The sequence below is a fragment of the Aquimarina aquimarini genome (assembly GCF_900299535.1).
In the GTDB taxonomy this organism is placed as follows: domain Bacteria; phylum Bacteroidota; class Bacteroidia; order Flavobacteriales; family Flavobacteriaceae; genus Aquimarina; species Aquimarina aquimarini.
Genome location: NZ_OMKE01000046.1, coordinates 1 through 14980 on the forward strand (window position 1 = coordinate 1; position 14980 = coordinate 14980).

General features: G+C 33.0%; 10 protein-coding genes. 4 read left to right on the forward strand and 6 right to left on the reverse strand.

The window, feature by feature from the left end:
- Positions 1-242 precede the first annotated feature (242 nt).
- The 5 genes from DG508_RS17575 to xerA form a co-directional block, all read right to left on the reverse strand.
- Positions 243-737: a hypothetical protein gene (locus DG508_RS17575; protein WP_159090904.1), complete on the reverse strand. Its 495-nt coding sequence runs from the start codon at positions 735-737 to the stop codon at positions 243-245.
- Positions 738-941: 204 nt separating this feature from the next.
- Positions 942-1409, reverse strand: a complete 468-nt coding sequence (locus DG508_RS17580; protein WP_108869400.1) for a hypothetical protein — start codon at positions 1407-1409, stop codon at positions 942-944.
- A 207-nt stretch (positions 1410-1616) separates the two neighbouring features.
- Positions 1617-1763: a hypothetical protein gene (locus tag DG508_RS21110; RefSeq protein ID WP_159090905.1), complete on the reverse strand. Its 147-nt coding sequence runs from the start codon at positions 1761-1763 to the stop codon at positions 1617-1619.
- A 5-nt stretch (positions 1764-1768) separates the two neighbouring features.
- The gene (locus tag DG508_RS17585) at positions 1769-2497 is read right to left on the reverse strand and encodes a hypothetical protein (protein ID WP_108869401.1); all 729 of its coding nucleotides are present in this window, start codon (positions 2495-2497) and stop codon (positions 1769-1771) included.
- A 77-nt stretch (positions 2498-2574) separates the two neighbouring features.
- Entirely contained in the window at positions 2575-3648 is a 1074-nt protein-coding gene (xerA, locus tag DG508_RS17590) for a site-specific tyrosine recombinase/integron integrase (RefSeq protein WP_108869410.1), read from the reverse strand.
- Between the two features lie 143 nt (positions 3649-3791).
- Here xerA and DG508_RS17595 point away from each other — a divergent pair, with 143 nt between their 5' ends.
- Complete coding sequence (locus DG508_RS17595) at positions 3792-4154, forward strand: hypothetical protein (RefSeq protein WP_108869402.1); 363 nt, start codon at positions 3792-3794, stop codon at positions 4152-4154.
- A 364-nt stretch (positions 4155-4518) separates the two neighbouring features.
- Here the strand turns inward: DG508_RS17595 and DG508_RS17600 are convergent, their stop codons facing one another.
- Positions 4519-4905 carry an HU family DNA-binding protein gene (locus DG508_RS17600; protein WP_108869403.1) on the reverse strand — a complete coding sequence of 129 codons (387 nt, stop codon included), beginning with the start codon at positions 4903-4905 and terminating at the stop codon, positions 4519-4521.
- Between the two features lie 648 nt (positions 4906-5553).
- On the opposite strand from DG508_RS17600, the gene DG508_RS17605 reads away from it, so the two are divergent.
- The 3 genes from DG508_RS17605 to DG508_RS17615 all read left to right on the forward strand — a co-directional run bounded on the left by DG508_RS17605 (position 5554) and on the right by DG508_RS17615 (position 14890).
- Positions 5554-8034: a TonB-dependent receptor gene (locus DG508_RS17605; RefSeq protein WP_159090906.1), complete on the forward strand. Its 2481-nt coding sequence runs from the start codon at positions 5554-5556 to the stop codon at positions 8032-8034.
- A gap of 3 nt (positions 8035-8037) precedes the next feature.
- Positions 8038-14328 (forward strand): fibronectin type III domain-containing protein, encoded by a 6291-nt coding sequence (locus tag DG508_RS17610; protein WP_108869405.1) that lies wholly within the window; start codon positions 8038-8040, stop codon positions 14326-14328.
- A 94-nt stretch (positions 14329-14422) separates the two neighbouring features.
- Positions 14423-14890, forward strand: a complete 468-nt coding sequence (locus DG508_RS17615) for a hypothetical protein (protein ID WP_108869406.1) — start codon at positions 14423-14425, stop codon at positions 14888-14890.
- The last annotated feature ends 90 nt before the right edge of the window (positions 14891-14980 follow it).

Consider the following 14980-nt stretch of genomic DNA (forward strand, 5'->3'; position numbering starts at 1 on the left):
GTCCCTCACGAAACTTACTGTCCATGTATCTTCAGAGTGAACAGGTAATTGCTCTGGTAGGATTTACACCTACTGGATGTATGCCACTTCGTGGCACACTAACGGTATAGTATAAGAATAGTTGCGGGTTTACTTGCGAGGATTTTCCACAGGAAAATCAGACGTAGTAAACTTGCAACTACCTTTGGTTAAGCCTAAAATTGAGCAATTATTTTTATACATTGTTGTGCAACGTTGTTTTATTAGTCTCTGCTTTTCCATTCATTAGTTTTGCTGTAAAATTCATTAATGTGCCAACCATCGAGTGAATAAGTCAGAGTAAATTCGTTTGTTGTTTTGTTAATTGAATATTCAAAATCTTTAAACTTATATTCGTCTAAATATTTTGGCAATTCCGCATTGTTTTTTAATTCAGCTAGTGTGTTTGGGTATTTTTCAAATTCAGTTTTGTATTCAATTATTTTTTCCGCAACCAAATCAGCGTTATGTTGGTTATATCCTTTTTTTATTCGAGCAAATAAAAGGCAAAAAATCAGTCCGAAAAATATTGTCGAATAAACACTAATTAAGTAATTCCGCTTTTTGCTCGGTTTTTTCCAAATAAACACAAGCACAATTAAAATCAGAGTACAAATACCGAAAAAAATCAGCAACTTAAAAAATCCAAATATTGTTCCCAATCCGAAATATAATCCGATTAAAATCGCAAAAAATAAAATCAAAATCCACTTTTTCAAATCAGTTATCGGTTTTTTTTCAATGTTGCACAACGTTTTATATATGTGTCGTAGCAGTGCAAAATGTTACCTTCCTTTTCGATTTATCTTGCGCATTGGTTGCTAACTTTTCCATTCTGCAAGCATTGCGCTTTACCAAAAATACAACAACCATTCGATTGATCACTTTGCTGCTATGATCACATATATGTTGTTGTGGCCAGTTTATTTATTTAATCTTGTTATCATAATCATAATATTCCAGAGGGAGAATAAGTCACTTCCTTTTTTCGTAATAAAAATCGTTTCTTTCCCGTCAAATTCAGTAACTAACAATTCGCATTCGTTACGTTTTTTTATTTTCTTGAGCTTAGTTTCACCAGCTTCTGCTTTTTCGAAATATTCTTTCCGATTTTTAGAATCCACATCTTCAATTGCATCCAATTTTACTGAGTTGAGTTTTGTTCCATCATATCCAATAATTCTTTTTGTTCCCAATGCTGTCCAACTATTCTTTGAATCCGTAAATAGTAAGATTATTTTTCCGCTATCTTTTTCGTCAAAATGATTTGAATATTTCATTTTAACTTCATCAGTCAAGTTCTCAAATAAAAAGGCACTTTTATTCGGCAAACTATGTTGAGAAGCTCTCCACTTAATTCTATCTTCTATAAATTCGACTGTTTTTCGCATTCAGTTTAATTGGCTACAACGTTTAGCTATGCGTAGTGCGGGAGTAGAAAGTCACAGGTTTTCGATCAAGCACTTAGCCAAAGTTTATGTTTTGTTTTTATATTTTCTAAAATACTAAATTTAAACCTTTGGCGACAAACCAAATAAGCAATAACCTTTCGGTTAATCCCAAACTCCGCATTATCGCATAGGTGTTGTTAGGCAACGTTATTTTGTTTTAATAGGAATCGATAATTCAATATTTGTTCCTACAGCTTTTTTGTCAGCAGTTTTTGTAGGAATAAATTTTGGTAGCGATTCTATTATTTTTTTAATTTCTTTTCTCGCTTGGTTTCCACCTGGAATTGAGTTCAAGGTTTCTACTTCGGAAACATATCCAGTTTTGCAATATTTACTTTATACTTTAAAATTCCGTCTTCTTTTAGTGGTTTGATATTTGCAGTTTTCAATTTATCAATAACATAGGAATGAATAGATTTCATTGTACATTCAGTTATTTTATCCTTATCTGCTTCATTTTCACAACCAACATATGATAATGGTTGAACAAGTGATTCAGCTTCTTCTTTGTTCGGTAAGCAAATTCCTTTAATCCCCTTTTTGCTTGTTATAGCCACAAGTCCCAATCCTTTTTTGTAGTAACGTTTTTCTTTAGTGCCATTTGAGTATTTATTTTCAACAACAATTAGGTTTTCATAGTTACAATAAGGCGTCTCAAAACTTCCGTCAATTTCGGTAACTTTTCCAGTCTCCCATCTAATTTCTTTTTGAGGTTTTGCAATTAAAAGTATCTGGTCTCTTTTCTTAACCTCGTTATACATTAAAATTGTATCATTTTGATTTCTTAGCAACAGGTCATATACAGTTCCATTTCTAAAATCTTGCTCATATTTGAAATATTCTTTTCCGCCAATTTCTTTTTTTTTAGTCACTTTTTCCACATAAAATGCATTTCCCCAAGTGATGTGCTTTTCAAATCCTATTTCAAGTGGGAAATAGCTTTCTCCGAAACTTTTGTCGCAAAATTCGCTTTGTCCGAAAGTCAAAACTGGTAGAATTGCAAATAATAAAAATATTGTTTTTTTCATTCGTTGATTTTAATCTTAATGTTGCCTAACAATTAAATATAGTCACCTAGGTAACTATATATCTTTTATGTAAGTAGCTAAATTAATAAATCTTTTATGTTTTTAAACTTTTTTATAGCCACATGAGTATAAATCTCTGTTGTTTTACTAGAGCTATGACCAAGCAATACTTGGATATATCGTAAATCTATCCCTTCTTCTAAAAGATGGGTAGCAAAACTATGTCGTAGCATATGAGGATGTACAGATTGATTAATCTTAGCTTTTTTAGCAGCCTGATTCACAATCTTTAAAACGCTAGAAGCGCTGTATTTTTTTTCAGATTTTATAGATTCAAATAAGTATAATTTTGGCTTGTATAATTTATAATAAGCTCTAAGATTATCAAGAACAGTTTGATTAAGAATTGTATATCGATCTTTATTTCCTTTAGCCTGTCTTACTTTGATAAGCATGCTACTACTATCAATATCTGTTATTTTTAGCTCCAGTAATTCACTTCTACGCAATCCAGAAGAATACAGTAAGCTGATAATACATTTGTGTTTTATGTTTTTTGTAGTATCAATCATTTTTAAGATATCCTCTTTTGCTAATACATTTGGAAGTTTTTGCTGTTTTCTAGGCCTCTCTATACTATAAAACCGATTAGGCATTCCCATCACAGTCTCATAGTAGAATTTAATACTATTAATAGCTTGATTAATATAACTATGTGACTTTTTTTGTTGAATCAGTTGTTGTAAATAGGTACGGATTTCTTGTTCAGATAGCTCAATAATAGTATGATTAGGAAATTTATTGATAAATTTTTCAAATTGAGAGATGTAAGTTTTACAAGTGTTTAGCGCATATCTTTTCAGTTCTAATTTTGATAAATATGCTTCAGGTACATACTTATAAGAAGAAGTTTTAGTTCTATTTCGATACCAATTGATGTCAAGAGGTAGATTATCTCGTATTACTTTTTCTTGCAAGAAAGAATTTCCATTAACCCAGGCAATACCTCTGAATTTTTCAAAAATTGTAGTAAGATTTTCTTTAGAATAGCAGATATATACCATCGCAAATTCATTACTCCATTTAGGATTAGGTAGCTCTTTGATTAATGCATGTATTACCTTATCAGGGTAAAACTGTAGCCCAATCATCCTTTGATTATAAATCAATAAATGTTTTAGTGTGATATGTTTAGAAAAAATTGACATAGGAACTGTAAAGATGATAAGAGTCTGTTATGTAACAAAATATAGCCGTATGTTTATACGTTTAATAAACGTATAAAAGTACACTTATGAGTAATGCATGTCTATATTGTGATACAATACTAGAAGGTAGAATAGATAAAAAATTTTGTACTCCCTATTGTAAGTCTTCATATCACTATCAAAAAAATAAAGAAAAAGGGGATAGTATGTTTCAGAAAATAGATAAGCACTTAAAAACGAATAGAAGACTTTTAAAAGAATTCAATAAAGCAGGATTGGCCACAATACGAAAAGAAAAATTACTAAGAAGTGGCTTTGAACCTAAATATTTTACCCATTATTGGAAAAACAAAGAAGGTAAAGTTTACTTATTCTGTTATGAATATGGTTTTTTAGATATAAAAGATAAGTATGTACTAGTTACTTGGCAAAAGTATATGGAGTTATAAAAGGGATTTAATAAATTATCTACAAGAAGTACGTTGTAATTTGTAGGCTATTTTACATGTAAAAAGTACAATAAAATTAGTGTGAATACGGTTGTTATAGCTGTTTTTTTATAGCTGTTTTATGAGATGAAACGGCAAAAAATAGGTCAAATTCTCCTTTTTTTTAGAATTAATAGAGTACTAAGGCCCCAAAAAACGGGAACTTAGATCAGAAAAAACGGCATCTTAGGTGCCGTTTTTTCTCGTCTAAGAGCAAAAAATACTTTTGTCTGCATGATTTTGGTGTTTTTAGTCAAAAAAATACCCCCAAAAACCATATTGCTTTCTGGGAGTATTTGATTTGCATAGCGCTAAGCCATATGCATTAATCACTTTTTTTAGAAAAACGAAGTGTCTTAAGCATATTGTTTAGCTCTAAACTTGGACGATAGCGAATTTTGGTTCGCTTAATCAAAGAAGGAGTTACCTTATCAGGAGTATCTACCCCCTCACTATTTACAGAAAGATTAAAACTACCTAGCTTACCAAGACGAACAGTTCGCCCTTGGCTAAGCTCATTCTGGATCGTATTAACCAATCTAATGATCACCGCATATACATCTGCCTGTGTCACTGTAGAACCATCACTAATCAATTGAGATAATTGATCAATATCTGTAGCTCCATTACTTACCACCATCGCATAATGCTTTGGAGTAGCCATTATATCCCTAGGATCTCTTCTGGCTATTGATTTAAAATTTACTGACATATTATCAAATTTTAAAAGTTCATACTACAGATAAATAAGCAAGGTCTGTTCCAAAATGGGTGCTATAATTCATAAAAAATGTTAAAACTCTGTAATTATTAATGGTAGAAATGTCATTTTTTACGTTTTTAACTCAATTAGTACACTATAAAAGTATAAATCAATAGTGTGAGGTTTTACATGCTTGATCCAGCGTGTTTTAAGTAGTTTTCTTGTGCTATAAACCTTATGTTTAGCCATTATTAGAGAAATTATAGTAAATAAGTTTTACCCTTTTTTTAGGTTCATTCACCAAATAAATACCACCCTACACCATATTTATTTAGAAAGAAATATAGAGTGCAATAGCTTTACACTATGAATTAATTCATACAAAAACGGGCGATGTTTTTTTATCACATAAACTTGAATTAAGCATTAGAATTTCATGATAAAAATAGTAAGATCAGGTCTTTCTTAATTTTGACGTAGCAACCACTACGGTTACATAAAAAAAATGTAGCAAAAGCAATTTTGGTATGTAACAGATTTTCTAAAGTATAATTCAGAGGTTATACCAATTAAGAATTGGTATAAGTTTTAGATCACACAAATAATCAAAAAAGTAGCTTGAAGATCAAATTCAGGTTGCTTATAAAATAGTGCTATTTGGATATAAAATTACTCTTAATAACCTTTTTATTTTGTTTACCAGCTATTACTTACGGTCAGGATTTGAACCGAATAGGAAAAGCAAAATTATTTACGCTAACTGGAGGAGTCGCGGCAAATTCCATTTTTTATAATGGGCAATCTGCTAGAGAACCGTTTACCTATTTCTTATCAGGAAATATAAACCTAAATATTAGTGGTGTATACACCATTCCTGTATCCTTTTCATACTCTAATCAAAAATTTCAAAGCAGCAATCCATTCTCTTTTAATAGGCTTAGTATACACCCATCTTATAAATGGATCACAACCCATATAGGAGATGTGAGTATGACATTCTCTCCTTATACATTAAGCGGACACCAATTTACAGGATTAGGGGTTGATCTTGCACCAGACAAACCCTATAAAATAAGTGCCATGTATGGTAGGTTACTTAAAGAATCAGAATATAATCCAGATGATCCACAATCGGTACCTGCTTATAAAAGAATGGGGTATGGAATAAAAGCATCCTATGGTTTTGAGAAATTTTCTGTTGGAGCTATCTTTTTTAAAGCCATAGATGACAAAAAATCAATCACAAAGCCTGTACCGGTAGAACAAGAATTACACCCCAAAGAAAATGTGGTAGTTAGTTTTGAGGGGAGTGTAAAACTATTTGATAAAGGAGAGATTCGTGCAGAGGTAGCCACCTCATCAATAACAGAAAATAGCAATGCAGAAAGCAAAGAAGAAACCTCAACCGTTTTATCTACTTTACTCAATAATAATGCAACCACACAACATTATAAAGCATACAATGTTAATTTCTTTTACCCAGTAGGGCAAGGAACAATAGGAGTGGGGTATGAATACATAGACCCAGAATATAGAACATTGGGAGCTTATTTTTTTAATAATGACTTAGAGAATATCACTCTTAATGCTACACAAAACCTGTTTCAAAATAAAGTAAATATCACTTTTAATGCAGGATTACAAAAAGATGATCTAGACAATACAAAAAGTACACAATTACAACGTGTAGTAAGTGCAGTTACTATAGGGTATAATGCCTCAGAAAAATTGAGTATCACTGGGGGGTATTCTAATTTTCAATCGTTTACCAATATCAAGAACCAATTTGATTATATAAACGAAGTTTCCCAAGGCGATAATCTCGATACCTTAGATTTTCAGCAAATTTCTCAAAATGCAAACCTTACCGCCAATTATAGTATTAAAGATACCGAAACACAAAAACAAAACTTTACTATAGGACTCTCTTTTCAAAATGCAGTAAACAAACAAAACGAACAAATTGTAGAAAACGGAGACTCTAATTTCTATAATGCCAATACATCCTATTCATTAGGATATCCAGTAAATAATATAAATGTTGCCGCTGCGGTAAATATAAGCTATAACACCATAGGCATAGATAACAGCCTTACTTATGGCCCTATGGTTACTATAAATAAAAAATATTTTGATAAAAAATTAAGAACAACAGCCTCGATAAGTTATAATCAGAGTATGAGTAACAATACCAAACAAGGAGACGTTACAAACATAAGATTGGGGAGTACCTATACCTATAAAAAGAAACATAACTTTAATCTTAATCTATTAACTCAGTTTAGAAATACCACCAATTCTAGCACAGATTTTACAGCAACTTTTGGCTACAATTATACGTTTGATAAGTTTAACCCCCAACTCAAATTTCCTAAAAGAAAAAAGAGAAAGGTTCCCGATAGAATAAAGCGAAACACAAAAACCAACAACAAACAACAACTACAGTTTAAGTATCGGGGTGCTATGTATCAAGGTACAATGGATGAAATAGATACACAATTAGCAACCATTCAAAACCATTCTCAATTTGACCATATCCCCAGATATAAAAAAGAAGAGCTTACGATGTTGCGACTAGCAGCAGCAGACGAAAGAAAAATAGAAAAATACAAATCAAAAGCCATTACTTTTTTAAAAGAACTGTATAGTTATGAGGATTTCCTTTCGGGATATAACCAATTAGTATTTGATATACTGGTAGAATTACGAAAAGATATGTTACGTCTGGATTATGCCTTCGAGAAAGCCTTTGTAAAAGCAAAAATAGCAGTAGACAATCATAGATTACATGGCAGTACCAAAGAAGAATTAGCCACTGCAACACCAGAGTTAAAAAATAGGTATACAGAACTGCAACAAAATGCTACCAATGCTTTAGCTCGATTGATAGGGCATCGATGGACCCTCCCAATCATAAAAAGCTATACAACCATAAGTGCGATAGAGCACCCAGATGCGCACCTAAAAGAAGTAATGGAGCAAGAAAAAGATATCATATTCCGTATGGTAGACAAAAAAGAAGATCAGCAAAAGCTCAAACTCTATATGATCACCAAAATCATTGATTTCTATCTAAAAAAATCTCTTAACTATACAAACCCCGATACATTCAATTTAAGATATATCGAAAAAAACTAACCTATGAAGAAACTAATACTTATACTGTTTATTATACTTTATAGTTCTAGTCAGGCTATTGCACAACAATTTCCGATAGCAGTGGTTCCACAAGTAAATCTACCAGCACCAGTACACCTTTTTAATTATGCAGATGTAACTACTATTAATGGCCCATTACGCGTACAATTATTGCTTAATGATATTACAATCTCTAATGAACAAATAAGACTCAAAGTTTATTTTGAAGGTAATGGTATTGCTTTTGAAAGTAACGATGTAGTTATAGGCGCCCCTTCGTTATTTATTGATGGGGGAGTGCCTTTGGTACTCACCAATGCAGAATTAGCTCCCTATTTCGAACTTCAAAATATAAAAGGAATCAACTCAAATATATATGGGCGTGCGATCCCAGAAGGAAGCTATCAGTTCTGTTTTGAGGTGTATGATTACTCAACCGCTAATCGCTTATCCTCAAAAAATTGTATAACCGTTTATATCTTTAAAAATGAGCCCCCTATATTAAACTTACCCCTCAAAGGAAGCAATATAGAAGCAAGCGAAATTGATAATATTGTTTTTCAATGGACACCACGACATATCAATGTAAGTAATGTAGCATACGAATTTAGTATCGTAGAGATCTGGGATGATCGCGTAGACCCGCAGACTGCCTTTTTATCAGTACCTCCAATTTTTGAAACCACTACTAGATCTACCTCTTTTGTATACGGCCCAACCCAGCCTCTATTGCTACCAGAAAAACGATATGCTTGGAGAGTACAAGCAAAAGCACTACAAGGATCAGAAGAGATAGGACTGTTTAGAAACGAAGGAAAAAGTGAGGTATTTTGGTTTTCTAGAACATCCCCCTGTGATACTCCTACCAATGTATACGCAGCACCCAAAGGAATCTCAAAAATCAATGTCTTTTGGGATGAAGATCCGTTACTATATCAAGAATATACCATTGCATATAGAGAAGCCAATAAACCCAATGCATATTGGTTTACCAAACGTACCAATAGTGGTTGGGCAACCATATGGGATCTTAAACCAGGAACAACCTATGAATATAAAGTAAAAGCAAAATGCAAATACCAATATGGACCCTATTCTGGTATAGAAGAAGTCACTACAGAAACCACACAAGATGAAACCGCCAATTATAATTGTGGTATTGTGCCAGACCCCATTGCCATCACCAATAGAGAACCACATCCTGAACTACAGATAGGAAATCGGATTACTGCAGGAGATTTTGTAGTTACCGTAGTAGAAATAGAAAGTCAATCCAATGGGCGAATTACAGGAAGAGGATTTGTGAAAATACCGTACTTAAAATATGCCAGTTTTGGAGTAAAGTTTGATAACATCCTAATCAATACAGATAAGCAGTTGGCAGAAGGAGAGATCATCACACTTTATGACCCTGAGTATGGTGAAGGAGAAACAATGACCGTAGATATAGGTACAGAGGTGGCAGAGGTGATTAGTGAAGAAGGAGGAGTAAATCAGACACAAGTAGGTTTTCAAATAGAGAGTATTACCGTAGATGAAAAAGGTACTGTAGTAGTTACAGGAGTAAATGGAGAAGAAGCTGTGCTTCCTGAAGGCAGTGATATAGAGATAGTAGATAGCAATGGAAAAGTGTGGACAGTAAATGAAGAAGGTACTATTCAAGATTACGGAGAAATTGCAGAAGGAGGGACCCCTAGTGATAGTAATACCGAAGGAGTAGCAGATGATGATATTTTTCAGATATCAGCTACCAATGTACTAGTCACATTCAAGGAGTCAGGATATTACCATTTTGATCCATTACCAAAAGGAACAGAAGATGTACTCGGTAAAGAAGGATTATATCCTTCGATACCAATAAAAGGAGGAGGCACCTATACACCACCTTTTAAAGCCATATCCAACCTAAATGGTAATGATATCATTTTGGCAGAAGCCGATTTTAAAGATGATTCTGTTACTACAGAAGATATTGTTTTTAAAACCGAAAGTGGGATATTGATCCCAGCTACATGGGATGGTACCGTTGCCACACTTATCTTAAAAAAAGCATTTGATGGTACTAAGACCAAAATTCTGGCAACAGTAAAATCTAAAGAAGAAGGAGGCAAACAAACCATTGCTGGGGTACTTAATCTGGTACATCTGGGCAGTAAAGAATTACAAGATATAAATGTGGTGTTGATCCCTGTAAATGATGCAGTAATACATCGTGAGGTAGAAACGAAGATAGAAGAGATTTATAGCAAAGCAGGGATACAATTTAAGGTAACCGTTGGAGATCGTTTGAATATGCCAGATGATGTGTGGAGAATAGGGGGTGTGCCTAGCAGAATTGATGCTGGAGATAGTGAAGCATTAGCAGGTTACAGCCCAGAGACAGCAGCAATTAATAGATATTTTATGACAAATGGTGAGTATAATAAAAAGACCTATTACATTTTTATTACCAATATTAAAGGATCTGACTCTCCTGCATTACCAGAATTAGAAGGTTTTATGCCTTATAAAAATCAATTTGGATATGTGTTTAATAAAGCAAGCGATGATGCTATAACTGCTGCACGTATATTGGGGCATGGTGTATTTGGCCTAGAACATGCCTTCACAGAATATGGTACCGCAAAAAACACTACTAATTTCTTAATGGATTACAGTAATGGATCCATCCTTAACCATATGGATTGGGAAAAAATCTACGCCCCAGGAGTTAAGTTATATGAGTTTAGAGAAAATGAGGTAGATATAGATTATAGTAGCACTTCATACTTCAAAGACACTGGTATTGGTGGAAATTCAGGAAAGACCAATACATTTTCATTTTTAACCCCTACAGGAGAGTTAATTGTATTACCAGAAAATGTTGCCAACGTACATTTTTATTACGGGTATTACGGTGAGTCTTTACAAGGAGATGTAAAGCGATTTATGAATTTTACTCCAGGAACACTCAAAAGCTTTAAAATTGATGGAAGAACCTATGAAGCAAGAGTAGAATTCTTGCAAGATAATACAGCAAAGCTGTTAGGTTATTTTGCGGGCAAGGAAAACCCCATAAAGTTTGATAGTTCTCAATATAAAGCTGGTATAGATTCATCTACACCTATCATTATGTCTTATGATGGAAAAGACTTTGTATTGGCACGATTGGTAAGGACTTTTGATAAACCAATGCCTAAGTATGATAGTAGTAAAACGGGCAAACTAAAAAAGATTTCAGAATTCCCAAGACCAGCAGGAGGGATTTATGCTTCGGTAAAAGTAAATAACTACAGTAAATATGGTTCTAGTCAGTACATTATCACAAACCAGGTAGCTAAAAGCGCATACCTAGAGTATGTAAGTAGTGCTGGAGCTGCTGATGTTTTTATACGTAACAAGATAGCAGAACTCAAAGCCGCATTTCCTGTACTGGTAGATAATGCCACCAGTAAATTGTTTGATAAGTGGGATAAAAATAAAGTGTGCAGTGATCCTTTATATAGTACAGCAAGATCATACAAGTTTATCAGTTATTTATCCGATACTTATTGTGATTGTGATACAGGGTATGATGATCCTATGGCATCCAATCTTTGTACAGATAAACCAGGAGTACAGATTCTTGATACTAAAATAGAATTCCTTCTAGAATATCTTACTTTTTTACAACAGACAGTGGATCAAGAAATGCCAGCTGTATATGATGCATTACAAGAAATTAGAAACAATGTAGATGTCGTAAATGACATGGATAAAAGAGATTTAGTAAAATTGTTAAACTTCGCTACAATAGAAGACATTAAAGCACTAGAATCAGAACATGTCATCAGAATTTTATCCAGAATGGCATATGAGGGAATTTTTGAAATGACTGATTTATCTCAACATGGTGAAGAAGGAGTTTTAAGACTTATAGAAAATATAAATCCAAAAATAGCTTCAGAAGTAATCTTAGGTTTAGAATCGCCGAACATTTATAATCCAGACAAATATTTATACAAGCAAATTTTTCATAAGGTAGATGATAAAATATTTGGATTTATTAGTGGTGATAACAATAGGGTACGTCTTATAACTTCTTTTGCCGCTTTAGCATTACAAGCTACAGATCTTTATGAGGAAAGAAAACAATCTTTGAGTGAGGATATTGACGGAAGAATATTTGTGTTGGAATATCGAAATATAATAAAAAGAACGGCAATTGATGCTATTGAAATCATTGATAAATTAGATAGTCGAGTGAATTTGGATTTTTTAATATATTCAAAATTGTATCAAGAATGGACGGTGAAGTACAATGATATTGATGTGGATTATGACCCCGAAACTGGAACTTTTGTGGGGGTGCAACAAGAAAAAAGGTCATTATATTCAGGAGATGAAGTATTTCGTTCAAAAAAACCTTTAAAACCTTTTGACCTAGTATACTTCATGAATAAATCAAATATTGATGTGGTCAAAGAGGTAACAGGTACAAGTAATACGAATACTATAATGCCAGCAATCCTGCTCATGTTTGCAGATGTATCTGCTACTAATCAAACAATAGCCCATAGTATTATCGCAACTATGGATGTGATTACCCTTTCATCTGGAGTAGGAACTTTGGTAAAAGGGGCTAGTGGTATTCATAAAGCAGTTACCATATTCGATATAGGTGCAGATATGGCTAGTTTGAGTGTCACGGCGTTGAGTGATACAAATACCTTGAATCCTGCAGTAGCCCAGTTTATAAGTGATGGTACATTAATATACTCTGTGATTAGAATAGGAATGGATGTAACAGGGTTTATTAAAGACAGAAAAAATCTAAAAATCCAAGACCTTTATGATAACCGAGAGGCTTTTCCTGATCCTCCACCAGTATCGGGTGTATTAGATGACCTCGATAGGTTAACAAAAGATCAAAAAAGGATTCTTGTCAATGACCCATCATATATATATGTAGACTACTACCTTAGAAGAGCAGCATCACAGACAGAATCTGCAGACTTAAAACATAGAATTAATAAACAAATTGATGAGTCATATGAGTTGATCAAAAAAAAACCAACCAAACCAATTAGTACCATTGATACCCCAAATAGTTGGAAAGATAACTTACCAACTAAACTAGTAGAAGACTTTGCCAAAAGCAGAAAATTAGAAACACTTTTTGAAAAAGCCAATATAGATGAAAAAGCAACCCTTGTAAAAGCATGGGAAGTATTGAGTATGTCTCCTCAAATACGAGGAATAGCTGAAAACATAGAAATCTTGGCAAGAGTAAGTACTAGGTTTGAATATCAAAAAACAAGTTCATTTGATGGGCTTAGAAAATTACTAGCAGAAGGTAGTCCCGCAAGTAAGCAAAAAAGTATTAATGGATTGAATAAGATGAATACAATGTTTGATGCCGATTGTCCTGTAGTTTTTAGCGGAACAAAAAACGGACAAGTTAAAGCCTCTTATACAACCAGTGACGGTACCAAGGTAGAAATAGCAAGAATTAATAAAGATGGTAAACTACTAAAAAATGTAGTGTTAGGTGAAACAAAAGACGTTACCATCGTGGGTAAATACAGAGGAGTCGATATCCTAAAAAATACAGATGGTGTAATTGGATTTAGATTAGTGAGTGCTAGGGATATGCAGATTAGATTAAGAAATTTCCCTGAATTACGTATCAGTTTTACGAAACTTGATAAAGCTCTAAAATCACAGTTTATAGAAGATTTTGCCAGTGCTACCAATGATGTTTTCAAACAAATGAAAGATGAGAAATTGTTTGATGTCTGGAAAAATAATGTACGAAGTGCAAATCCTCAAGAGTTGAGAAACGCAATAGCCAATAGTACATTAAGAAATGACCATGATACAAAAATAAGTGAGCTAGAACAATTAAGAGTCAATCGTATAAGTCAAGGTATACCTATGAAAGATGTTGCCAGAACAATAGTGGATAGAAGACGTGCTATAACTATCGAATATAGAGATATGATACCCGATGATTTATTAGAGTGGGTATTTAAAAGAAATGATATACGATATACTCAGAAGGGCACAGGAAATAGATGGGGAGCCACTTATGATGAGTTAATAGAGATCAAAGCAAGAGAAAAAGGGATTGATTTAAATACTCCAACCCCCTCACAACTGCATGAAATATATCAAGAAATCGCAAAAGGAGCTTCAAAAATCACTCATACAACCAAGAAACAACAAGGAGAAAGTCTTTATACGTTTTTTGAAAATGCAAAAAACCAAGGTAAAATTAGTACAGAAGAATTTAATGCCTTTGTACAGGTGCTTCATAAATACAGAATGAGATAGATATGAAACGAGTTATAACAAGAATTTTTGATACACGCAAGAATGATTATTTGGTGAATTCCATGTGAGATCTAAAACAATATAGAATAAACACATGAAACAGCTAAACAGGTTTTTAGATACAAAAAAAGGCATCTATTTTGAAGCATTGAAGGAGTTGACCATAGAAAATGAACAAACATTAGTAACCCATAGAGAAGAAGAAAATGTATATGGAATTTATGACATTTTTAAAGGGGCATTATACGCAATAATAAGTTTAAAAAATAGAAACTTTCTATTCTTAAAAGATGAATTTGTAGAAGTTACAGAATCGGTTCACATAGAATATCATGTGAGTCAAAGCAAAAAGGAGCCCAATTATTTTGAAGTGTTTCATGAAGATAAAAGTTTGATAAAAGTAACATATATGCATAAGAAAAAGAGAACCTTATTACCATCTCATAAAACAGACAATCAAAAAGAAGCAAACTTTGGATATATGCTGGCTATGTTGGTCAATAAGGTAAAAGAGAATCCTAAACTTATTTTATTTCCAGACACAGCATATGCTGATTTGTAATCTGATGTAAGTGCTCTGTTATAGATAAACAAGGAGTAATGAAAAAGATATATTAAAGAATAAAATTATAAAAAATCAAACACCACACTT